The organism is Pannonibacter indicus (assembly GCF_001418225.1).
GTDB classification, from domain to species: domain Bacteria; phylum Pseudomonadota; class Alphaproteobacteria; order Rhizobiales; family Stappiaceae; genus Pannonibacter; species Pannonibacter indicus.
Genome location: NZ_LIPT01000001.1, coordinates 337671 through 358684 on the forward strand (window position 1 = coordinate 337671; position 21014 = coordinate 358684).

General features: G+C 63.5%; 21 protein-coding genes and 3 pseudogenes. 17 read left to right on the forward strand and 7 right to left on the reverse strand.

The genetic code is table 11. The features are described 5' to 3' along the window. Positions 1 to 3: 3 nt before the first annotated feature. The gene (locus ASC48_RS01475) at positions 4 to 924 is read right to left on the reverse strand and encodes a choline/ethanolamine kinase family protein (protein ID WP_167345104.1); all 921 of its coding nucleotides are present in this window, start codon (positions 922 to 924) and stop codon (positions 4 to 6) included. Positions 925 to 1063: 139 nt separating this feature from the next. Between ASC48_RS01475 and ASC48_RS01480 the strand changes: the two genes are divergently transcribed. Continuing rightward, positions 1064 to 1357, forward strand: a complete 294-nt coding sequence (locus ASC48_RS01480) for an Rdx family protein (RefSeq protein WP_055454048.1) — start codon at positions 1064 to 1066, stop codon at positions 1355 to 1357. Here the strand turns inward: ASC48_RS01480 and ASC48_RS01485 are convergent. Next, the gene (locus tag ASC48_RS01485) at positions 1354 to 1800 is read right to left on the reverse strand and encodes a MarR family winged helix-turn-helix transcriptional regulator (RefSeq protein ID WP_055454049.1); all 447 of its coding nucleotides are present in this window, start codon (positions 1798 to 1800) and stop codon (positions 1354 to 1356) included. The genes ASC48_RS01480 and ASC48_RS01485 overlap by 4 nt on opposite strands. A 128-nt stretch (positions 1801 to 1928) precedes the next feature. On the opposite strand from ASC48_RS01485, the gene ASC48_RS01490 reads away from it, so the two are divergent. Both ASC48_RS01490 and ASC48_RS01495 read left to right on the forward strand, forming a co-directional pair. Then, the gene (locus ASC48_RS01490; RefSeq protein WP_055454050.1) at positions 1929 to 2414 is read left to right on the forward strand and encodes a DUF1579 domain-containing protein; all 486 of its coding nucleotides are present in this window, start codon (positions 1929 to 1931) and stop codon (positions 2412 to 2414) included. 37 nt (positions 2415 to 2451) lie between these two features. Further along, the gene (locus tag ASC48_RS01495; RefSeq protein ID WP_055454051.1) at positions 2452 to 3228 is read left to right on the forward strand and encodes a VOC family protein; all 777 of its coding nucleotides are present in this window, start codon (positions 2452 to 2454) and stop codon (positions 3226 to 3228) included. On the opposite strand, the gene ASC48_RS01500 is transcribed toward ASC48_RS01495, so the two are convergent. The 3 genes from ASC48_RS01500 to ASC48_RS01510 all read right to left on the reverse strand — a co-directional run bounded on the left by ASC48_RS01500 (position 3229) and on the right by ASC48_RS01510 (position 5573). After that, a complete protein-coding gene (locus ASC48_RS01500; protein WP_055454052.1) occupies positions 3229 to 3645 on the reverse strand; it encodes a very short patch repair endonuclease in 417 nt (138 codons plus the stop codon). It lies immediately after the preceding gene. Between the two features lie 75 nt (positions 3646 to 3720). Continuing rightward, positions 3721 to 4608, reverse strand: coding sequence for a NaeI family type II restriction endonuclease (locus tag ASC48_RS01505; RefSeq protein WP_055454053.1), 888 nt, complete (start codon positions 4606 to 4608; stop codon positions 3721 to 3723). Next, the gene (locus tag ASC48_RS01510; protein WP_055454054.1) at positions 4605 to 5573 is read right to left on the reverse strand and encodes a DNA cytosine methyltransferase; all 969 of its coding nucleotides are present in this window, start codon (positions 5571 to 5573) and stop codon (positions 4605 to 4607) included. The genes ASC48_RS01505 and ASC48_RS01510 overlap by 4 nt, the downstream gene beginning before the upstream one ends. A 331-nt stretch (positions 5574 to 5904) precedes the next feature. On the opposite strand from ASC48_RS01510, the pseudogene uvrB reads away from it, so the two are divergent. From uvrB to ASC48_RS01545, 8 genes and pseudogenes are all read left to right on the forward strand, one after another. Beyond that, positions 5905 to 8347 (forward strand): annotated as a pseudogene (gene uvrB, locus ASC48_RS01515) (excinuclease ABC subunit UvrB); the annotation flags it as partial. Positions 8348 to 8487: 140 nt separating this feature from the next. Continuing rightward, positions 8488 to 8703 (forward strand): annotated as a pseudogene (locus tag ASC48_RS20235) (hypothetical protein); the annotation flags it as partial. Next, positions 8700 to 9041 (forward strand): PAAR domain-containing protein, encoded by a 342-nt coding sequence (locus ASC48_RS01520; protein ID WP_055454056.1) that lies wholly within the window; start codon positions 8700 to 8702, stop codon positions 9039 to 9041. The pseudogene ASC48_RS20235 and the gene ASC48_RS01520, both read left to right, overlap by 4 nt. Positions 9042 to 9347: 306 nt before the next feature. Next, positions 9348 to 10097 (forward strand): substrate-binding periplasmic protein, encoded by a 750-nt coding sequence (locus tag ASC48_RS01525; protein ID WP_208975491.1) that lies wholly within the window; start codon positions 9348 to 9350, stop codon positions 10095 to 10097. Between the two features lie 206 nt (positions 10098 to 10303). Next, positions 10304 to 10945: a chalcone isomerase family protein gene (locus tag ASC48_RS01530; protein ID WP_055454057.1), complete on the forward strand. Its 642-nt coding sequence runs from the start codon at positions 10304 to 10306 to the stop codon at positions 10943 to 10945. Further along, positions 10945 to 12297, forward strand: a pseudogene (locus ASC48_RS19880) (MFS transporter). Before ASC48_RS01530 ends, ASC48_RS19880 begins: the two are co-directional and overlap by 1 nt. Next, positions 12294 to 12647, forward strand: coding sequence for a DUF6665 family protein (locus ASC48_RS01540; protein ID WP_055454058.1), 354 nt, complete (start codon positions 12294 to 12296; stop codon positions 12645 to 12647). Before ASC48_RS19880 ends, ASC48_RS01540 begins: the two are co-directional and overlap by 4 nt. Positions 12648 to 12984: 337 nt before the next feature. Further along, positions 12985 to 13983, forward strand: a complete 999-nt coding sequence (locus ASC48_RS01545; RefSeq protein WP_244269975.1) for a DUF1402 family protein — start codon at positions 12985 to 12987, stop codon at positions 13981 to 13983. A gap of 47 nt (positions 13984 to 14030) precedes the next feature. Here the strand turns inward: ASC48_RS01545 and ASC48_RS01550 are convergent, their stop codons facing one another. Then, entirely contained in the window at positions 14031 to 14705 is a 675-nt protein-coding gene (locus tag ASC48_RS01550; protein ID WP_279626026.1) for an MBL fold metallo-hydrolase, read from the reverse strand. A 454-nt stretch (positions 14706 to 15159) separates the two neighbouring features. Here ASC48_RS01550 and ASC48_RS20075 point away from each other — a divergent pair, with 454 nt between their 5' ends. From ASC48_RS20075 to ASC48_RS01575, 5 genes are all read left to right on the forward strand, one after another. Next, the gene (locus ASC48_RS20075) at positions 15160 to 15957 is read left to right on the forward strand and encodes a cold-shock protein (protein ID WP_055454059.1); all 798 of its coding nucleotides are present in this window, start codon (positions 15160 to 15162) and stop codon (positions 15955 to 15957) included. Positions 15958 to 16227: 270 nt separating this feature from the next. Beyond that, positions 16228 to 17076 (forward strand): 23S rRNA (adenine(2030)-N(6))-methyltransferase RlmJ, encoded by an 849-nt coding sequence (locus ASC48_RS01560; protein WP_055454060.1) that lies wholly within the window; start codon positions 16228 to 16230, stop codon positions 17074 to 17076. 180 nt (positions 17077 to 17256) lie between these two features. Continuing rightward, positions 17257 to 17685: a hypothetical protein gene (locus tag ASC48_RS01565; RefSeq protein ID WP_208975492.1), complete on the forward strand. Its 429-nt coding sequence runs from the start codon at positions 17257 to 17259 to the stop codon at positions 17683 to 17685. 4 nt (positions 17686 to 17689) lie between these two features. Next, on the forward strand, positions 17690 to 18382 hold the full coding sequence (locus ASC48_RS01570) for a ribonuclease T2 family protein (RefSeq protein ID WP_244269976.1): 693 nt from the start codon (positions 17690 to 17692) through the stop codon (positions 18380 to 18382). 108 nt (positions 18383 to 18490) lie between these two features. Then, positions 18491 to 19108, forward strand: a complete 618-nt coding sequence (locus ASC48_RS01575; protein WP_055454061.1) for a glutathione S-transferase family protein — start codon at positions 18491 to 18493, stop codon at positions 19106 to 19108. 79 nt (positions 19109 to 19187) lie between these two features. On the opposite strand, the gene ASC48_RS01580 is transcribed toward ASC48_RS01575, so the two are convergent. Beyond that, positions 19188 to 19859 (reverse strand): outer membrane protein, encoded by a 672-nt coding sequence (locus ASC48_RS01580; protein ID WP_055454062.1) that lies wholly within the window; start codon positions 19857 to 19859, stop codon positions 19188 to 19190. A gap of 324 nt (positions 19860 to 20183) precedes the next feature. On the opposite strand from ASC48_RS01580, the gene ASC48_RS01585 reads away from it, so the two are divergent. After that, complete coding sequence (locus ASC48_RS01585; protein WP_055454063.1) at positions 20184 to 20948, forward strand: SDR family oxidoreductase; 765 nt, start codon at positions 20184 to 20186, stop codon at positions 20946 to 20948. Positions 20949 to 21014 lie beyond the last annotated feature (66 nt).

Here is a 21014-nt window from a genome sequence, read left to right on the forward strand (position 1 = left end):
CGCTCAGACGTTGGCGCTGTGTCTCGCGCGCGCCAGGCGCTGTGCTGCAAATGCCCTGAAATCCGCCGCATCATTGCCGCGCGCCGCCTGCCCCAGCGCCCAGAGCGCGGAAATGCCATCGCAAACCGGCTTCATCGCGGCCACCCGCTGCCGCATCACGTCAGGGTCTTCGCCATGGGCAAGGCCTGCGGCATGGGCGGCCAGAAGCGCCGTCTCGGCAGCCGCGTCCAGCCCGCATTCCAGAACTGCATAGGCCAGATCCCAGGCCGGATCGGACCAGCCCGCATATTCCCAGTCAATCAGCCACAAGCGCCTGCCATCACTGAGGATGTTCCCCGGCACCAGATCGCAATGACATGGGGCGGGCGACACCTGCGGCACTGCTGCAAGGTCACTGGCAGCATCACGCAGAAAGGCAAGATCTTCCGGTGCAGCGCCGTCTGCCTCCGCCGCAAGGATCATCTCCCGAAGCCGCTGCGAGGGCACGAAGACCGGCGGCCGGGCCAGCCCGCCGAAAGCGGCAGCCGCCCCATGCAGCCGCGCCAGCAACGCCCCCAAAAGTTCAGCCCCGGCAACATCCGCCGCCGCAAGCGGATGAGCATCCGGCACCGCCTCGATCAGCATCACGCCCTGCTCCGGCACCGCCAGAATGACACGTGGCCCCAGTCCCAGCCGTTCGGACACGCGCGAAAACTCAGCCTCGGTCTGGCGGTCGACGAGCCCCCGGTTCTCCGCCCGCTCCACCCGCAGGACAAAGCTGCCCGCCTCCCCCGTCAGCCGGTAAACGTGATTGCTGAGGCCGGAGACAGCCGCCACCTGCAGCCGGTCTCCCGCCTCCCGGCGCAACGCCCCGGCCAGCGGCGGACAGGCCGCAAGAGCCGCCGCAAGGGGCGCAGGCAAAGGCTGGGGCGGCAGATCAGGCATGAACGGGAACCACGGAAGCGGAGCGGGCAGCAACGTGCCTCCCTTCTGCTCCATCCTGTCCCCGGCGGCAAGCGGCCAGCCGCAAACGCAGTTTCCACACCCTCTTCCCGGAGCGGCGGACTCACCGCATACTCAGGCCATGACCGGAAAGCCCGCCATCACCATCACCTACTGCCGCCAGTGCAACTGGATGCTCCGCTCCGCCTGGCTGGCCCAGGAACTGCTCTCTACCTTCTCCGAGGAAATCGGCTCCGTCACCCTCGTGCCCGGCACCGGCGGTGTATTCGTCATCACCTGCGACGGCACGCAGATCTGGGAGCGCAAGGAAGACGGCGGCTTCCCCGAGGCCAAGGTGCTGAAACAGCGCCTGCGCAACCTCGTCTGGCCGGAGCGGGATCTCGGCCATTCGGACGGGCATAAAAGCGGCGCCTAGCCACTGATTTCCGCCAGCCCATCGCGCAGGACCTGCGGATCGGCCGTCATCCTTGCTTCAAGGGCCTCATGCACCTCATCCCAGATGGGCACCGCAGCGGCAAGCGTCTGCGCCCCGGCCTGTGTCAGATGCAGCCGCTTGCCGCGCCTGTCCTTCGGATCCGGCAGAACCTCCACCCAGCCCTTGCGTGCCAGCGGCTTCAGCGCCGCCGTCAGCGTGGTCCGGTCCATGCCCAGAAGCCCGGCCACCTGCCCCAGCGCCGGAGCCTCCGGCCGGTTCAACGCCATCATCAGGGAGAATTGCTGGTTCGTCAGTCCGGTGGGCTTCAGCGCCAGATCAAAGCGGCGCGCCAGTGCACGGGCAGCACGCTGGGTGAAAAGGCACAGGCAGGTGTCCTTCACCTGCAGGGTCTTGGCATAGGGAACGGGCGGGGTGTTTGACATGGCCTATTTATGTTGATATCAACCTATATCGTCAATCGGCAGTTTTCGGGGATAGAGCGCCCTGATCCGGCGCGCAAGCGCGCTCGTGCCGGACGGCGCCAATCAGCAACCGGGAGAGGAGGCCCGTCATGCAACCTTCAACCGCAACAGAGCATCACAAGATCCTGCGCAGGCTCGCGGGCGAATGGCGGATGATTTCGTCCACCGGTCACCCGGATTATGATCCCGAGGATCCGGCGAAGCGCTGGACCGAAACCGGACGCATGCTCGGAGATCTCTGGGCCATCATCGAAACGCGCGGCCTCATGCCCGATGGTGAACCGGCGGAAATGCTGATGACCATCGGCTACGACCCTGCCCTTGGCCGCTACACCGGCACCTGGACCGGCTCCATGATGGATTATCTCTGGATTTACCGCGGCTGGCTGGAAGATGAGGGACAGACGCTGGTTCTGGAAGCCGATGGCCCGGATTTCGACACGCCCGGCAAAAGCGCCGTTTACCGCGATGTGATCCGCTTCCTGCCGGACGGCACCCGCAGCTTCACCGGCAGCGTGCAGCAGCCGGATGGCACCTTCCGCGAGTTCATGACCCACATTCTGGCTCCAGCCTGACGGCCCGCCCCCTTTAATTCGCAATGAGGAGACTCCCATGATCGGGAAATTCATCTGGCACGAGCTGATCACCACGGATCCGGAAGCAGCCGCTGCGTTCTATTCGGACGTGGTAGGGTGGCAGGTCTCGGATTCGGGCATGCCGGGCTTCGACTACACGCTTCTGACCGTTCCCGGCCAGCCGATGCCCAGCGCAGGCCTGTTGGCCCTGCCGGACGAACTGGCAGGCTCAGGCGTGCCGCCCCATTGGAGCGGCCATGTGGGTGTTGCCGATGTGGATGCCAAGGCCGCCGAATTTGCCGCCAGCGGCGGCAGGATTGTCCGCCCGGCGGAGGACGTTCCGCAGGTGGGCCGCTTTGCCGTCGTGGCCGATCCGCATGGCGCCGTCCTCAGCCTGTTCAAGCCGGACATGCCGGATGAACCTCTGCCGCCGGAACCGGCCATGGGCCTTCCCGGCACCTTCGGCTGGAACGAGCTTTATGCCGGAGATGGCGCGGAAGCCTTCACCTTCTACAGCAAGATGTTCGGCTGGGAGAAGGACATGGCTGTCGACATGGGGCCAATGGGCACCTACCAGTGCTTTGCCCTGAACGGCCAGGGCATCGGCGGGATCATGACCAAAATGCCGGACATGCCGCAGCCTTGCTGGAACTACTATATCAACGTCGAAGCCCTTGACGCCGCCATCGCCCGCGTCACCAAGGCCGGCGGCAAGGTCATCCACGGCCCGCAGGAAGTCCCCGGCGGCGCCTGGATCATCAACGCCCTCGACCCGCAAGGCGCCATGTTCTCGCTGGTGTCGATGAAGCGGTGATTAGGGAGAGAGGAAGGCGCTGATTTTCGCCCGCAGGTCATCCGGCCTGCGGACCTCGCATTCCCAGATGACCAGCACCTGCCAGCCCATGGCCTCCAGCTGCTGCACATGGTCCCGGTCCCGTTCGGTGTTGCGGGTCAGCTTAGGCAGCCAGTAGCCGCGGCGGGACTGGGGAATGCGGGCATCCTTGCAGTCCGGGTCAGGATGCAAATGCCAGAAGCAGCCATGCACGAAAATCACCTTCCGGCGCGGGCCGAACACCAGATCCGGCTTGCCCGGCAGATCCTTGCGGTGCAGGCGGTAGCGGAAGCCCAGCCCGTGCACCATTGACCGGACAATCATCTCCGGCTTCGTGTTCTTCGACCGGATCGCCGCCATGTTGCGCGACCGCCGCTCGGGTGAAAGCTTGTCTGCCATTGATGCCAGGGCTCATGCGCCGCACGGGCTTGACCAGTTCACGATGAGTCAGGCTCATCGTGAGCTGACGTGACTTCAGTCTTTTGCCGCCAGATAGCCGCCTGCAAGCACCATATCCCACTCCGCCTCATTACAGCGGCGCGCAATAAATTCCTCCCTGTCACAGGCGGGAAGCGCAAGTGCCGCGATGAGAGCACTGTGATACAGGCCTGAAAACAGCGCCGTCCGTTCTGCCATCAGGATATCACGCGCGCCGCCATTGCCGCGAACACGTTTCATGTAGTCCTTCTGGTCAAAGAGCAGCGCCTGCAGCACCGTGCGGTGGATCACCTTGCCGGTGTTCTCCCGGAAGAACTGCACCACACGCCTCGTCCCGCCGTTGACGGCCCGCAGTTCGCGGAAGCGCACCATGTCCAGCCCTTCAAAGCGGCTGTCCGGCAGCTGGCCATCGCGGATCATCCAGTGAATATGCCCGAAACTGGACCGCCGGACACTCCGCTTTCCATCCCGGTTCGGCTGGTTCAGATAGTCCTCGCGGGCAATCATGATGCCGATGGAGCAGCGGCGCTCTTCCGTTGCCACCATAACCAGCAGGCAGGGCTCGGCATTGCGGAAGGTCTCGGGCGGGATCATCCAGGTTTCGCGGACGGTATTCTTCACGTCCACGTCCTCACCCAGCAGGCGGAAGTCGCGCAGGCCTTTGGGAACCCCGAGAAAATCGCGCAGGAAATGCTCCACCTTCAGGCCGATGAACGTCTTTTCCACATTGTCGAGGTCGGACACCCGCGTGCGTGCCGTGCGCACCGGATCAATCACGTATTCCACGGCTTCGCGGATCAGCTCGGGAAAGATCCGGATGAACTGCGCCTCGCCGCCAGCAAGCCGGAAAATCTCATCCGCGATCAGTTTCAGCTTCTGCTGATCCTGCTGCCGCAGATCGGCCGGGGAGCCATCGCCGATCATTCCGCCGCTTCACGCCCTGCCAGCGCGGGCATGCCCAGAGCCACGGCTATGCAGCGGGCAACGGCAGCGGCCACAGGCGGCGGGAAGGCATTGCCGACCTGCCGGTAGGCAGCCGTCTTGCGGCCCGAAAATTCCCAGCTGTCCGGAAAGCCCTGAATCCGGGCGACCATCCGCACGGTGAGCCGGGGCATTCCCTCATGGTCCGGCGCAGGACACTCATCGGCAATCGTCCGCCCCTCGACCCCCAGCTCCGCCCAAGCCCGCCGGGCACGTGTCGGGCCAAGATCCGGCCCGCCGTGCTTCTTGGAACCGCCAACCACCGTCGGAGCAATGCGGCAGGCCTGCTCCTTCCAGGCCGCAGCCCCTGCCCAGCCGCCTGCGGCCATCAGGTCATGCAGCGCTTCGCCCACAGTGGCTGCCGGAACCTTTGTTTCGGGCCATGTAAAGTTGTCCGCAAACTCGCGCTGCAACGCCACCATCACCACACGGGGCCGGAGCTGCGGCACGCCGAAATCGGAGGCCTGCAGCAGCTTCCAGAACACCTTGAAGCCAATCTTGCGCAGACGCAGCTCGATGAACTCGCGGTAGGACTGGAACGAAGGGTCCAGCATGCCGCGCACATTCTCGAACATGATGGCACGCGGCTTAACCCGCTCTGCAATCTCCACGCCCCGCGTGAAGAGATTGCGCTCGTCCTTCTCGCCCAGCTGCTTGCCAGCCACTGAGAAGGGCGGACAGGGCAAGCCACCGGCCAGAAGATCCACGCCCTGATACTGTTCGAAATCGAAGTCCTGAAACAGGTCATGCTCATGAACCGTCCACTCCGGCCGGTTCAAACGCAGCGTCTGGCAGGCGTGCGGGTCATTCTCGAACAGAGCAGCATGATCAAAACCCGCCATCTCCAAGCCAAGTGCCTGCCCGCCGCCTCCGGCGCAGAGTTCCAGAGATGTCAGCTGATTCCTCATGCGGTATCCTCAAGACGGCGTGGCGCCGTGCGGGCGCAAGCATACATGGACCGTGAATATCAGAAAAAGAACAAAATACGAACAACTTTCTTTTCCCCAGCTCGGCCGCCAAATTCGGGTCACGCCCGATTACAGTCTGTATTTCCGGTCAGAACAAAGCCGCAACTCCCCCTTTCCCCGGCAGCGGTTTCGGCCCATATTGCACGGCATGAGCAAGAAGCCTGCCTCCCCCTCCACTCCGGCCCCCTCCAGCCAGCCGGAAGGCTTTGGCGAAGCGCTGCAGGCGGCGTTTGAGGGCGCGCCTCTGTCAACCGTCAGCCTGTCGGGATCGATTGCCGACTGGGCGGAAGAGATCGCGGGAGCGGCGGAGAAGCTTCCAGCTGAGCTACCCGCACCAGCGGCAGATGCGGCACCACGCAAGGCCGCACGCCGCGAGGGCAAGGCGGAGACCGGCAGCCGGTCCTCGCGTGGCACCTCCATCGGCAAGGCCGGGAGCGCGAGAGAGAGGGCGGCGGGCGGTCTCAATCCGGTGGCCGGGCTCGATATCTCGCTGGAAGAGGCCGAGAAGCTTGAACTGCATCTCAAGGAGAACAAAAAGAAGAAGGGCCGCAACGCCCTGCCGGAGCTCTCCGGCAATCAGGGCGCCACGGCCACAGTGCAGGCACTGTCGGCGCTGATCGAAAGCGGCAATCCGCTGCACAAGAATGGCGAACTGTGGGTGCCGCACCGGCCCGAAAGGCCGGAGAAATCCGAAGGCGGCGTACCGATCGTGCTGAAATCCGCCTATGAGCCGCGCGGTGACCAGCCCACGGCCATTGCGGAGCTGGTTTCCGGCCTTGAAAGCGGCGAGCAGACGCAGGTTCTGCTGGGCGTCACCGGCTCGGGCAAAACCTACACCATGGCGCAGGTCATCGCCCGCACCCAGCGCCCGGCGCTGATCCTGGCGCCGAACAAGACGCTTGCGGCGCAGCTTTACGGCGAGTTCAAGAGCTTCTTTCCGGACAATGCCGTCGAATATTTCGTCTCCTACTACGACTATTACCAGCCCGAGGCCTATGTGCCGCGGACGGACACCTATATCGAGAAGGAATCCTCGATCAACGAGCAGATCGACCGGATGCGCCACGCGGCCACCCGCGCCCTGATCGAGCGCGATGACGTGATCATCGTCGCCTCCGTCTCCTGCATCTATGGTATCGGTTCGGTCGAGACCTATACGGCCATGACCTTCGCGCTGGAAGTTGGCGAGCGCATCGACCAGCGCCAGCTGCTGGCCGATCTGGTGGCGCTGCAATACAAGCGCAACGACGCGGCCTTCCAGCGCGGCACCTTCCGGGTGCGCGGCGACACGGTGGAACTGTTCCCGGCCCACCTTGAGGACCGGGCATGGCGCATTACGCTGTTTGGCGACGAGGTGGAATCGATCACCGAATTCGACCCGCTCACCGGCAAGAAATCCGGCGAGATGAAGAGCGTCAAGATCTACGCCAATTCGCACTACGTGACGCCCAAGCCCACGCTGCAGCAGGCAATCCGTTCCATCAAGGCTGAGCTGAAGCAGCGGCTGGAAGAGCTGAACGCCCATGGCCGCCTGCTGGAAGCCCAGCGGCTGGAACAGCGCACCATGTATGATCTGGAGATGCTGGAGGCCACCGGCTCCTGCGCCGGCATCGAAAACTATTCGCGCTATCTGACCGGCCGCAAGCCGGGCGAGCCGCCCCCGACCCTGTTCGAATACCTGCCGGACAACGCGCTGGTATTCCTCGACGAAAGCCATGTCACCGTGCCGCAGATCGGCGCCATGTACCGGGGCGACTTCCGGCGCAAGGCGACGCTGGCGGAATACGGCTTCCGCCTGCCCTCCTGCATGGACAACCGGCCGCTGCGCTTCGAGGAATGGAACGCCATGCGGCCCCAGACCATCGCCGTGTCGGCCACGCCCGGCAAGTGGGAGCTGGACGAATCCGGCGGTGTCTTCGCCGAACAGGTGATCCGCCCCACCGGTCTCATCGACCCGCCGGTTCTGGTGCGCCCCGCCTCGTCACAGGTGGACGACCTGCTGGGCGAGGTGCGCGAGACATCTGCCAAGGGTTACCGCACGCTGGTCACCACCCTGACCAAGCGCATGGCCGAGGATCTGACCGAGTACCTGCACGAAAACGGCGTGCGGGTGCGCTATATGCATTCGGACATCGACACGCTGGAGCGCATCGAGATCATCCGTGACCTGCGCCTTGGCGCCTTTGACGTGCTGGTGGGCATCAACCTGCTGCGCGAAGGCCTCGACATTCCCGAATGCGCCCTGGTCGCCATTCTGGACGCGGACAAGGAAGGCTTCCTGCGCTCGGAAACCTCGCTGGTGCAGACCATCGGCCGTGCGGCGCGTAACGTGGATGGCAAGGTCATCCTCTATGCGGACACAATCACCGGCTCCATGGAGCGGGCGATGGCGGAAACCAACCGCCGCCGCGAGAAGCAGATTGCCTACAACACCGAGCATGGCATCACCCCGGAAAGCGTGAAGCGCTCCATCGGCGACATTCTGGAAAGCATCTACGAGCAGGACCACGTCACCGTGGATGCAGGCTTTGCCGAGGACGGCAATCTGGTCGGGCACAATTTCAAGGCCCATCTGGAAAGCCTCGAAAAGCAGATGCGCGAAGCCGCCGCAGATCTCGACTTCGAAACCGCCGCCCGGCTGCGCGATGAAATCCGCCGCCTGCAGGCAACCGAGCTTGCCCTCAGCAGCGATCCCTTGGCCCGCCAGTCCGAGGTGGAAGAGCAAGGCGGCAGTTATCGGGGCGAACGGCTCTATGGCGCAGGCGGCACCAAGGAAGGCGCCAGCGGCAAGAAGAAGGAAACGGCGGCCGACCGCGCCCGGGCGGCCAAGTCCTCAAGCATGCCAGCGCCGAGCTCAAAGGTGCGCAAGAACTCGCTGGACGAAATGACCGTCGGCCGCACCGAGGTGCCCGCCCATGCAGGCCCTCTGCCGAAGAAGCCCGTCATCCAGGCAGAGGACGCCCCGCATCTCACCCGGCGCGGCAAGACCGGCATCGGCTCCTACGAAGATCCGGCAGACGAAAAACGCCGCAAGGGGCGCTCCCGCAAGACAGGAAGGCCGGGAGAGTGAAATCATTCGTCTTCCTCCTCGCTGCGGCCCTCGCCCTGCCCTCTCTCATCCCTGCCCCGGTTCTGGCGGCAGGGGCAGAGCTGCCGGCATGTGCGGTGACGGGGGCACGGTCGGTGTTCATCAATGGGCGCCCGGCGCTGCGGCTTGCGGATGTGGCCGGATGCCCGGCGGGCATGTTCGAGACCGTGCCGGAGCTTTTCATCGAGGGACAGCCCGCTGTGCGGCTGTCGGCGCCAAAGGAAGGCTGTAGCGCCACCGGCTCATCCAACGTGATTGCTGGGGGCGGCATGGCACCAAGAGCGGGTGATGTGGCCTGCCCGCCTGCTCCCCAGCGCTAGTTGACTTAACTCCGTTTTTATTTGAGCCTTGAAGCTGCTGCAGGTGACGCTGATGCGTTCCATCAATCCCTGCATAAATTGTCAGCATCCAGGTATTCCGGTCTGCGCCTCAGCGTTCTGAGCACCTCGTCAAAATTACTGAATACCCTGATTTCATATCTTCGTGAATTCGCAGTCGATGCAGTTACTTGGAAAGACGCCCTGAGCGGAAATTCCGTAGATCCGGAGAAAGTAGATCGTCCGGTTACCGGGCCTTAATCGGAACAAAGCAAGCTGCACGAGCGATCTGGCACTGTGGGAGGGGACATGGTGGGGTGTCTGGCGGGCAAGGGACGGCGGTATTTCAGATACTCCGCCATCTTGACAGTGCTGATTGCACTGCTAGCCAAGGGCCAAGCCTGTGCAGAGGCGCAACCGGCCTTGCGGCTGACTACACTGGAATGGCCGCCTCATGTTTTCGCAGATGGTTCCGGTCCCGTGGCAGATGCGGTCAGGCAGGCCTTCAGCCGGACCGGGCAGGCTGTGATCATAGAGGTTCACCCGTGGCACCGGGCAGTTTCGCTTGTGGCTGAAAACCCGGCCTATGCGGGCGTCTTTCCCGCGTACTATTCCCTCAAGGCGGATGCAGAAGCGGACGGTCACCGTTGTCTTTTCTCGCAGCCTTTTGACAAAAGCCCACTGGGCTTGGCCGAGCACCGCAGCAAGCCCGTGACATGGGACAGAATCGGCGATCTCGCAGATCTGCGGATCGGCACGGTCCGCGGCTACAAAAATGAGGACATGTTTGATCTTCTGGTCGCAACGGGAAGAATTCACGCAGTTGAAGCCACCAGCGACGAGCAGAACCTGCGTAATCTCGTCGAGGGGAAAATTGCCGCTGCGGTGATCGATCTCAAGGTCTACGAACACCTGACCGCCAACACGCAGGACCTCAAGGACGCCGCTGGAAACTTGCAGTTCAACAGCCGGCTCCTGGGCACTCCGGACTTCCATATCTGCTTTCAGAACTCCCCCCAGGGCCGCCGCGCGCGCGAGATCTTCGAGAAGGGCCTCTGATCCCGGCTCCCAAAGAACTTGGCTCACCGGGAGTTGGCCAAGCCCATGCGGCGTCTATGTCTTTTCGAGCCGTCATGCCCCCCGGCAGAGCCGGCATCACGCTCCCGTGAAACTCCGCCTGCCCTCTTGTTCAAACAAGGAACAATCCGGCCCGCGCTGCATTGCGTAAAGGCCTGAAACGGAATGGCAGACAGGAGGATGAATTCATGACCATCACCCCGCCGCAAGATCAGCAGCGCGCCATCCGCGCCGCGCGTGCGCGCAGCATGTCCCACGCCATCGCAGGCGGCTTCACCGGCACCCAGTCGCGCCGTATCGTCATGGCCTTCGCCATGGGGCTGCTGCTGGCGCTGGCCGTCACGGCCATGCCCCGCACGGCAGCAGCCGACGCCGGTCCGGCCACCCGGCTTGTCCCGTCCGCCGAACTCGTCGGCCAGGGCCGCATGACCTATTTCGGCTTCCGCGTCTTTGACGCAGAACTCTACGCCCCCCAGGGCCGCTATTCGCCGTCGAAACCCTTCGCACTGAAACTGACTTACCTGCGCAATTTCAAGGGCGCGGACATTGCCAAGCGCTCCGTCGATGAAATGCGCCGTCAGGGCCTGCGGGACGAGGCCAAGCTGAAGCAATGGGGCGACCAGATGCGCGCCATCTTTCCGGATGTCTCGCAAGGCGCTTCCATTACCGGCGTCCGGGATGCCTCCGGCAAGGCAATCTTCTACAAGGATGGCCAGCAGATCGGCATGATCAATGATACCGAATTCTCCCGCCGCTTCTTTGCCATCTGGCTGGGCGACAACACGTCGAATCCCAGCCTGCAGGCCAGCCTGACCGGATCCGCCCGCTGATGAACAGTCCCTTGCCCGCAACCAATGCCGTTCCGGGCAAAGGGGCCCTTTTCACCTACGGCTTCATGGCGCTGCCGCTCGCCTTTGCCGGTCTGCCGGTCTATCTGCACGCGCCAGACTTCTATGCAGCAACACTTGGTGTCCCGCTCGCCAGCCTCGGCACCGTGCTTCTGTTGCTGCGGCTGGTAGACGCCGTCCAGGATCCACTGATCGGCAGCCTCAGCGACCGCTTTTCCCATCTGCGCTGGGTGGTGCTGATGATGGGCAGCCTGCTGCTGGGCGGCGGTTTCTTCATCGTGTTCACACCGCCTGCAGGAGGGGGAGCACTCGGCTGGTTCGCCCTGTCCATCCTGCTCTGCACCACCGGCTATTCCATTGTCGCCATCAACCTGCAGGCTCTCGGCGGGTTGTGGATCGCCACAGAACACGAGCGCACCCGTATCGCCGGATGGCGCGAGGCGCTGGGGCTGATCGGCCTGCTGCTGGCCTCCATTGCCCCAACGGTGCTGGATCAGGGCGCAGGCAAGGCAGCGGCATTCTCCCGGCTTGCCTGGCTCTATCTGCCGCTCCTGGCGCTTGCGCTGATACTGCTTCTGCGCTGGCTGCGCCATGCGCCGCTGGCCCAGGAGACCGCAGGCACCAGCCCTGCGTTCCGCTGGCAGGATGTGACGGGTGACCGGTGGCGGCGGAGCTTCTTCGCCATCTATCTGGCCAACACCTTCGCCAGCGCCATTCCGGCGGTGCTGGTCATCTTTTTCATCCGCGACCGGCTGGGCGCGGAAGATCTCACAGGCCTGTTCCTGCTGGCCTATTTCCTTTCCGGTGCCGCATCCATGCTGCTGTAGCAGGTTCTGTCCCGGCACATGGGCAAGCTGCAGGCCTGGGCCGCTTCCATGGGTCTGAGCGTGCTCACCTTCGTCTGGGCCATCTTCATCGTCGAGGGTGATATCGCAGCCTACACGGCCATCTGCCTGCTCTCGGGTCTTGCGCTGGGGGCGGATCTGGCTCTGCCGGCCTCGATCCTTGCCGACCACATTGCCCGCAGCCGCAGCGAAGGGGCCGCCAGCCGTCTTTATGCCGTGATGGCGCTGTTCACCAAGGGCGCCTTGGCGCTGGCAACAGGCATCACCCTGCCCGCGCTGGGCCTTGCAGGCTATCAGCCCGGTGAGCCGCTGACGGCGCAGACGGGGCTTGCGCTCAGCATTGCCTATGCCGCGGTTCCCTGCCTGCTGAAACTGGCTACAATGGCATGGCTCTGGCGCAAGTCGGTCCTGCTGGCCCACGGCGGAGCAACGGGCCACGCCCCCGCCCAGGCGCATAGAATGCCCCCACCGGGAGACAGGCCGCGATGAGCGTACGCCCGCCCAGCCAGTACAGGACGGAAGACAAGGACCCGCTCGCCGCCGCCCTTGCGCAAGAGGTGATGGCAGAGAAAGCGGGAACCCTCGCCCGCCTGACCCGCAAGCTGGATGAGGCTCTGGCCCGGCTTGAGGGCGCCGCCCGGCGTCTTGCTGAAGCCCCGGAGGACGCAAGGCTTCGATCACGTCATCAGGACCGGCTGGAGGAGGCTGCCGAAGCACTCTGGCATGTGGTGATCCAGCGCGAGCTCTGCGGCCTGCGTCTGCACCGGGAGTTTCTGGACCTGATGCAGGTACCGGCACCGGTGCGCCTGCGCATGGGACCAAGGCCGGCACGCCGCTGACGGCTGCTCCACCAAAGCCCCCACCTCCCGTCAAGGCCTTGCAGTGCCTCCGTTTTTCCCCTGACTGACGCAACGGCACACAAAGACGTGATATAAAACCGCAACACCTGCCAGAAACCTTGCCGCCAAAGCTCTGGATGATGCGGTATAAACGGCCGCAGACATTGATTCGGGCGCTGGCCTCGCGTATGGGTTCGCACGCCTGAGAGCACTGCATTGTGGACTGGAAACAACACATTTTCCGGTTCCACGGCTGCTCCGGTGAGTTTCCTTGTTTTGGACTTGTATCTTGCGGAGAGCCCCGTCTATTTCTGCCGGCGGGGGCCTGGAGTCAGGCATGAGCATGTTTAACGGATTGCGTCTGGCGGGACGCAGTGTGAAATTTGCCGCGCGTCAGCTTGCAGCGGCAGGACTTTCGGCTTCGGTTCTCCTTGGTGCATTTGCCGAGGCTTCTGCCGCTCCGCGCAGCGTGCCTCCCGGCAACCGCAATGCGGAGCAGCCCGCAATACCTTTCGCCTCGGCCCGCCGCACGGCAGCCATGCGCTCGACCTATGACGCAAAATTTGAGCGCGTTCTGGGCGTGCTGCGCCGTGACACGGCTCTGATCTCGGATATCAAGCGCGTTGCCGCCCGGTATGACATCGACCCGGTCCATATGATCGGTGCTATCGTTGGCGAACACACCTATAATTATGACAGCCTCGACAGCGCCCAGAGCTATTACGTCAAGGCCCTGTCCTATGCCGGAGTCAGCCTGAATTTCGCCCATGGCGGCGTTAATGTGACGGATTTCGTCCAGAAGCCGCAGTTCAGCGCCTGCAACACCGGCGCCATCCAGAACGACAGCAACAAGCTGTGGACCTGTTACGAACGGGTCTGGGACAGCGACTTCCGCGGCAAGAGCGTGGACGGCACGCGCTATCCCCGCACGAATTTCAACGAGACCTTTTTCCAGCCGCTCTTCTCGGGCCAGAGCTTCGGCCTCGGCCAGCTCAGCCCGCTCACAGTGCTGAAAATGACAGACCGGGTCGCCCGCCAGAGCCGGCTGCAGCGCCTGACCGCCGATAATGCCCGCGATGTCTATCAGGCAACGATGGATCCGAACATTTCGCTGCATTACATGGCCGCGATCATCCAGGATGCGATCGAGGCCTACCGGATCGTCGGCGATGTGGACATTTCCAACAATCCCGGGATCACGGCAACTCTTTATAATCTGGGCGACCCCTGGAACCGGGCAGCCCAGTTCCGCCGCAGCGGCAACACCTGGCCCCAGGAAAACTATTACGGCTGGCTCGTGAACGAGAAACTCGAGAAGCTGAGATCGCTTCTGTGAACATGACAAAGGGGCCTCGCGGCCCCTTCTTTCATATCTGGCTCATGTCAGCGCAGGAACGGATTGGTCAGGCGCTCGTGACCGAAGGTGGACGGGTCGCCGTGTCCGGGCAGGAACGTGACGTCATCGCCCAGCGGCAGCAGCTTTTCCCGGATCGAGCGGATCAGCGTGGCATGGTCGCCCCCCGGCAGATCGGTGCGGCCGACAGATCCGGCAAACAGCACATCCCCGGAAATGGCGAACTTCAGCTCCGCATTGAAGAACACCACATGACCGGGCGCATGGCCGGGGCAATGCAGCACCTGAAACACCAGCCCGCCGATATCCACCGTGTCCCCCTCGTCCAGCCAGCGGGCCGGTTCGATCTTCCGGAACGGCGGCATGTTGAACTGCTGCGCCTGACCTTCCGACCGGTCGATCAGCATCTGATCCGCCAGATGCGGCCCCTCGATCGGAACCTTGAGCGCATCGGCAAGATCCGCTGCACCGGCGATGTGATCGATGTGGCCATGCGTGATGAGGATGCGTTCAACCTCGACCTTGTAAGCTGCCACAGTCTCCAGAATGATCTCGACGTCGCCGCCCGGATCCACCACCACACCCTTCATGCTGCGCGGGTCCCAGATGAGGGAGCAATTCTGGCGGAAGGGCGTCACCGGGATCACGGCAATCTGCACGGGCGGCAGGCCATCCTGCATCGCATCACCGTCGGTTGAAGTCATTTCGGGCTCCTGAAAGCTGGCATCTGCAGTTTCAGTAACCTGCAGCCCCTCCCCCCGCAAGCCGCAGATCAGATGGCGAGCTGGACAGCAGATCTCCGGATTGGCGGAACACAGCTTGAAATGCCTGATTGGAAGGCAGAAGGCGGCAGCTCTCCCGTAAATTGGGCAGCAAGAGCGCAGGTGCCCAAATCACGTTGCGGCATTTGCGACCTTTAGACCATTGCCCGGTAAGGATTCGCTTGCCGGAAGCCGTTTTTCACAGCTATGATAATTCTGCGGCGGATTGGATCGGGTTGCGGCAGCGTTGTTTCTTCCCAATACCATGTTGTTGGCAGTGGCAAGTCCGTTGGCCTTGCGGGGTCAGCAGGCTGCATGGAACGTCCGCACTTCGGTGCGGGAGAGATAGGAATGGGTCGGAGCCGTGAAGACGGCACGCAAATAGGGTGTTTCAGCAATGCACGATGGCGATTCGGACCGGCGTTCGCGCGGACGGCGCGGCGGCAAGCGTGAGTTCGGCGGTCCGCAGGACTTCGGCAGCGATTTCGGCGGCGGCAGTGAATTCGGCGGTGGTGACTATAACGCCCCCCGCCGCAGTGGCGGATTTGGTGGCGGTTACGGCGGTGGCGAGGAATACGCTTCTGCCGGCGGCCGTGATGGCGGTGGCGGCTACGGCGGTGGACGCAGCGGCGGCGGTTACGGCGGTGGCCGTGAAGGCGGCGGCGGTTACGGCAGCGGCCGTGAAGGCGGTGGCGGTTACGGCAGCGGCCGTGATGGCGGCGGCGGCTACGGCGGTGGACGCAGCGGCGGCGGCGGTTACGGCGGTGGACGTGAAGGCGGCGGCTACGGCGGTGGACGCGGCGGCTACGGCGGCGGCCGTGATGGCGGCTACGGCGGAGGACGCGGCGGTTATGGCGGCGGCGGTGGCCGTGACGGAGATGGTGGCCCGCGCCGTCCGCGTCCCGAGTTCGACGGTCCGGTCGAGCGCGGCCCGCGCCAGATGGGTACTGTGAAGTTCTTCAAGGCCGACAAGGGCTTTGGCTTCATCACCCCGGACAATGGCGACGCCGATGTCTTCGTCCACATCTCGGCTGTGGAGCGTTCGGGCTTCCAGGCTCTGGACAGCGGTCAGCGCGTATCCTTCGAGACCGAGCCGGATCGCCGCGGCAAGGGCCCGAAGGCTGTGAACCTGCAGGCTCTGGAAGGTGAAGCCACCTCCAGCGAGCAGGACGACGACGCAGGCTACGACGGCTGATCTGGCCTGATGCCGGCCCCATGGTCCGGTGAGATTGCGGTGGCCTTCCCCGGAGGGCCACCGTTTTTCTTTTCAGCGGCAGCCCCCCTTGCTGTGCTGACAGCCGCTCCGGCACGGGCTGTTGAGACGAGCCGGAGACGCAAAGCGACAAGCAGCGCCCGGCCTTGTGCCCCTGTCCGGGGCCTGGGCCGCGAAGCTCCCCTTGCCAGACACGCCTCTTCCCCATAAAGCCCATCTGAGCACCGCATCTTTCGACACGAGGACCACCACATGAATTACCGGCACGCCTATCACGCCGGCAACATCGGCGATGTCCTCAAACATCTCGTTCTCGCCCGCTGCATTTCCTACATGCAGCGCAAGGACGCGGCGTTCCGCATCATCGACACCCATGCGGGCATCGGCGGTTATGATCTGCGCGCCGAAGAGACGCAGAAAACCGGCGAATGGCAGCAGGGCATCGCCAAGGTGCTGGCGGCGGATGTTCCGGCCAAGGCAGCGCCCGTGCTGGCAGACTGGCTCGATGTGGTGAAGGGCCTCAATCCAGGTGCCGAACTCACCCAGTACCCCGGCTCCCCTGCCCTTGCCCGTGCCCTTATGCGCCCGCAGGACCGGCTGACGCTGACAGAGCTTCATCCCGCCGATTTCGAGACGCTCGCCGCCCGGTTTGAAGGCGACTGGCAGGTAAAGACCATCCATCTGGACGGCTGGCTGGCGCTTGGCAGTTTCGTGCCGCCCAAGGAAAAGCGCGGCCTTGTGCTGATTGATCCGGCCTTCGAAGTCACCAACGAGTTCGAACTCATGGCGGACGGGATGATCAAGGCCTGGAAGCGCTGGCGCAGCGGCATGTATCTGGCCTGGTATCCGCTCAAGGACCGCAAGAGCGTGGAGCGCTTCCACCGGACGCTGGAAGAGGCGGAGTTGCGCGATGTGCTGGTCCTGGAGCTCAACGCCGGGTACAGCTCGCCCGACCGTCCGATGAAGGGGTCAGGCATGACCATCATCAATCCGCCCTTTACTCTGGCGGACGACATGCGCAACACCTTGCCCTGGCTGGCAGAGGTTCTGGCCCAAGGGCCGGGAGCATCGGCCCGGATCTTCCAGCTTCTGGACGAATGACAGCAGGACATTTCCAGCCGGCGCAGACTGCCTTGCACTTTCGCCGCACCGGCTTGAGCTGCCCTCGTGCGGCAGGTTCACCAAGAGCGGGGATGAGAAACACTGCTTGACGGGGACGCAGGCTTCCCGCAAGGTTTCGCGGATTTTCCAGGCATGTTTTGCAAGGGAAGGTTCCGCGAAATGCGCGCATTTCTGAAGTCAGGTTTCATCGTACTGGCAGCCGCAGGCTTTGTTGCAGTGCTGGGTGCTGCCCGCCCAGCGGCCGCATCTCCGGCACAGGACCGTCTTCCTGCCTGCGAGTCGCCGGCTGTCCTCCATGCCGCCATGGCCCATATTGCCGCCGCCGATGCTGACTACCGGGGCGGCATCACCATCCAGTCGATCAGCCGCATAGAGCAGACCGGTTATGGCGAACCGCTCGGCAGCCTGCTCGCCCAGCGCTATTGCTCGGGCCAGGCAACCTTGTCTGACGGCCGTTCGCACAACGTCTATTTCCGCATCGCTGAAGGCCGAGGCCTCCTTGGACTAACATGGGGTGTACAGGCCTGCCTGCCCGGTCTCGACAAGTGGTATGTCTATGATGGCCGCTGCGAGGCCATCAGGCCCTGACCCGGTGACCGGCAGCGCCGCCACGCAAGGGCCTGTTGTGCTGGCTCGGCGGGCTATCGCCCGCTTCGCGCTCCTGCCAGTTCTGCTGCTTCTGCCCATCACGGCAGATGCACAGGACAGCAACAGGCCCGGAGCCTTCGATTTCTATGTCCTCGCCCTGTCATGGTCGCCCGCCTATTGCGAACTGAACCGGCGGCGCGCGGACCCGCAGCAATGCGGCGATGGCAAAAATTACCGTTTCATCGTCCATGGCCTTTGGCCGCAGCGCGAGAGGGGATGGCCTGATTACTGTCCGCTGCCGCGTGACCTTCCGCCCTCTGCCGGTGACATCCGGTCCATGCTGGACATCATGCCGAGCCAGGGCCTCATCCAGCATCAGTGGCGCAAGCATGGCACCTGCTCCGGCCTGCCGCCGTCAGACTATTTTTCCAAGACCCGCCAGGCCTTCGAAAAGATCCGCATTCCCGAAACCTTCACCCGTATGACACGCCGCGGCAGGATCAGTCCCGAAGGCGCCGAGGCCGCCTTTGCTGCGGTGAATCCGGGCCTCACCCGGGAAGGTATGGCCGTCTCCTGCAACCGCGGTATCCTGACAGAGTTGCGCATCTGCCTGACGAAAGATCTCGAGTTCCGGGCCTGCCCCTCCGTTGACCGCAGCGGCTGCCGTGCCTCCAGCCTCGACGTTCCGCCCCCCTGACAGGGACGCCCGCTGCGGAGCGTGGCAAGCAGAAGGCATGCACAGTGGCCTTGCGCCTGCGCCAAGGGCATGCACAACTGACGTTCCCACAAAGGAGATTTCAGCCCGATGCTCATTCTGCGCTCCTCGCCTGCCTCCCCCTTTGGCCGCAAGTGCAAGATTGCCGCAAGCGTTCTCGGCATCTTCGACAAGATCGAGATACAAGCTACCGACACAACGAATCCGGCGGACACGATTCGCCTGCAGAACCCGCTCGGCAAGATCCCGGCACTGATCCTGGAAGACGGCACAGTGCTCTATGACAGCCGCGTGATCGTTGAATATCTGGACTTTTTCGCTGGTGGCGGCCGCATCATCCCGGCAGGCGAAGGCCGGTTCGAGGTTCTGCGCCTGCAGGCGCTGGCCGACGGCATGCAGGATGCCAGCATCCTGCAGGTTTATGAAACCCGCTTCCGCGCGGAGGAACAACGTTCGGCCGATTGGCTCAGCTATCAGGCGGAGAAAGTCTCCCGCGCCCTGTCCTCTCTGGAGGCTGCCCCTCCCGCTCCGGTCAAGGTGACCAACGGGGTGGATGCCGGTCAGATCGCCCTTGCCTGCGCGCTTGGCTATCTGGACCTTCGCTTCGAGGGCGCCTGGCGCCAGCAGGCACCGCATCTCGTCACCTGGCTGGATGGCTTCGAGGCGCATGTTCCGATGTTCGCAAAGACCCGGATTCTGCCTGCCTGACCTGTAAACAGCACCAGAAACAAAAGGCCCGGCGGAATGTCCGCCGGGCCTTTGTCTTGATCGTCCGGAATGGCCGGGATCAGAACTTGTAGCTCAGACCAACGCGGGTCACGTTGTCCTGCAGCTTCACGCGCTGGCTCACGCCGCCAACGTCGAAGTTGTCACGGCCGTAGTCGGAGTGCAGATACTCGACGCGGGCAGTGATGTTGTTGGTCAGAGCACCTTCAACACCGGCGCCGAGGACCCAACCGGTCTTCGTTTCATCGCGCTTGGTGCCGGCAACATTGGTTTCCATGTTGGCGATCGCCAGACCACCGGTGCTGTAGACCATCAGACGGTCGAACACGACACCGGCACGGGCGCGCAGCGAGCCGTTCCAGTTGGACGAATTCTTGATCGAAACGCCATTGCCGGAGCTGCGCTTGTCAAGATCACGGTACTGGAAGTCAGCTTCAGCACCCGCCAGGAAGTTCGGCGTGATCTGGTAGTTGTAACCACCATGGATACCGATGGTCGGGCCATTGGTGCTGCTCTTGACGTTGCCCGTCAGAGCGGACGAATTCTTGAACTCGCCCCAAGCCCAGCCTGCGTTCGCACCGAAGTAGAAGCCGGACCAGTCAAAGCGAGCGTCCGAAACCGGAGCCTGATCATACATCACCGGTGCGGCCGGCGCAGGGAGGTCGGCAGCGAATGCCGGAGCCGCTGCGGCGAGCGCAACCAGGGACACACCAGCAACTGCGAGACTCTTCATGTTTTTGCTCCACGCAATACAGGTTCAAAGTCGAGGATCATACCTCATGGGCAAGACAGCCGATTGTCGTGGCGGCTATCCCCATCCTCACCCACATCGAGGTATGCCCCCCGTTTGTGTCGGAAAATTTGGCAGAATATGGAAAAACCGTGGCAAGCCCGGGGTTCTTTCGGGATGGTAAGCATCGGGTAAAATCACCCGGCATAAGCTGCCCGCCGTTGCAAAATGCAAAAAACCGAAGGCAATCAGCGGTTAGGTAAACTTGATCCGCGTTGACCAATGCGCCGTATTCAAAGCACCTGATTGAACAAGAGACAAGCACGAATGACACAGGCGGCCGGAACGGCACTCATTACCGGCGCATCCAGCCGCATTGGCGGAGCGATCGCGCTCGATCTGGCGGCGCATGGCTGGACAGTGCTCCTCCATGCCCACCACGGGCTGGAGCGGGCAGATGCCCTGAAGCAGTCGATCCTGTCAGGCGGCGGCACCGCACATGTCTTCCAGGCGGACCTGACCCGGCCGGATGAACTGGCTGGCCTGATTCCTGCGGCCATAAAGGCTGCCGGTCAGCTGGACCTTCTTGTCAACAATGCCTCCATCTTCCAGCCCGACGAGGCTGGTGCTCTCGACCCGGCCCTTTTCGATGCGCATTTTGCCATTCACGTAAAAGCGCCGCTGTTCCTGACAGATGCCTTCGCCAGCGCCTTGCCTGCGCCGTCCGAGGGGCTGGTGGTCAACATCATCGACCAGCGCGTCTGGAAGACGACGCCGCGCTTTGTCAGCTACTCGCTCTCCAAGGCGGCCCTGTGGGAGCAGACCCGCATGATGGCGCAGGCCCTGGCCCCGCGCATCCGCGTCAATGCCATCGGCCCCGGCCCCAGTTTCCGGAACGAACGGCAGAGCGGCGAGGACTTCGCCCGTCAGCAGCAGGCTGTTCTGTTGCAGCGGGGCCCGGCCCCGGAGGAATTTGGCGCAACCGTCCGCCATTTCTGGGCCATGCGCTCCGTCACCGGCCAGATGCTGGCACTGGATGGCGGCCAGCACCTCGCCTGGGAAACGGCGGATGTGATTGGCGTCGGGGAGTAATTCACCCGCGTTTTCCCGGCGCCGGATGCACCCATATTAGCGTCACGGCACAAGCCATCTAGAATG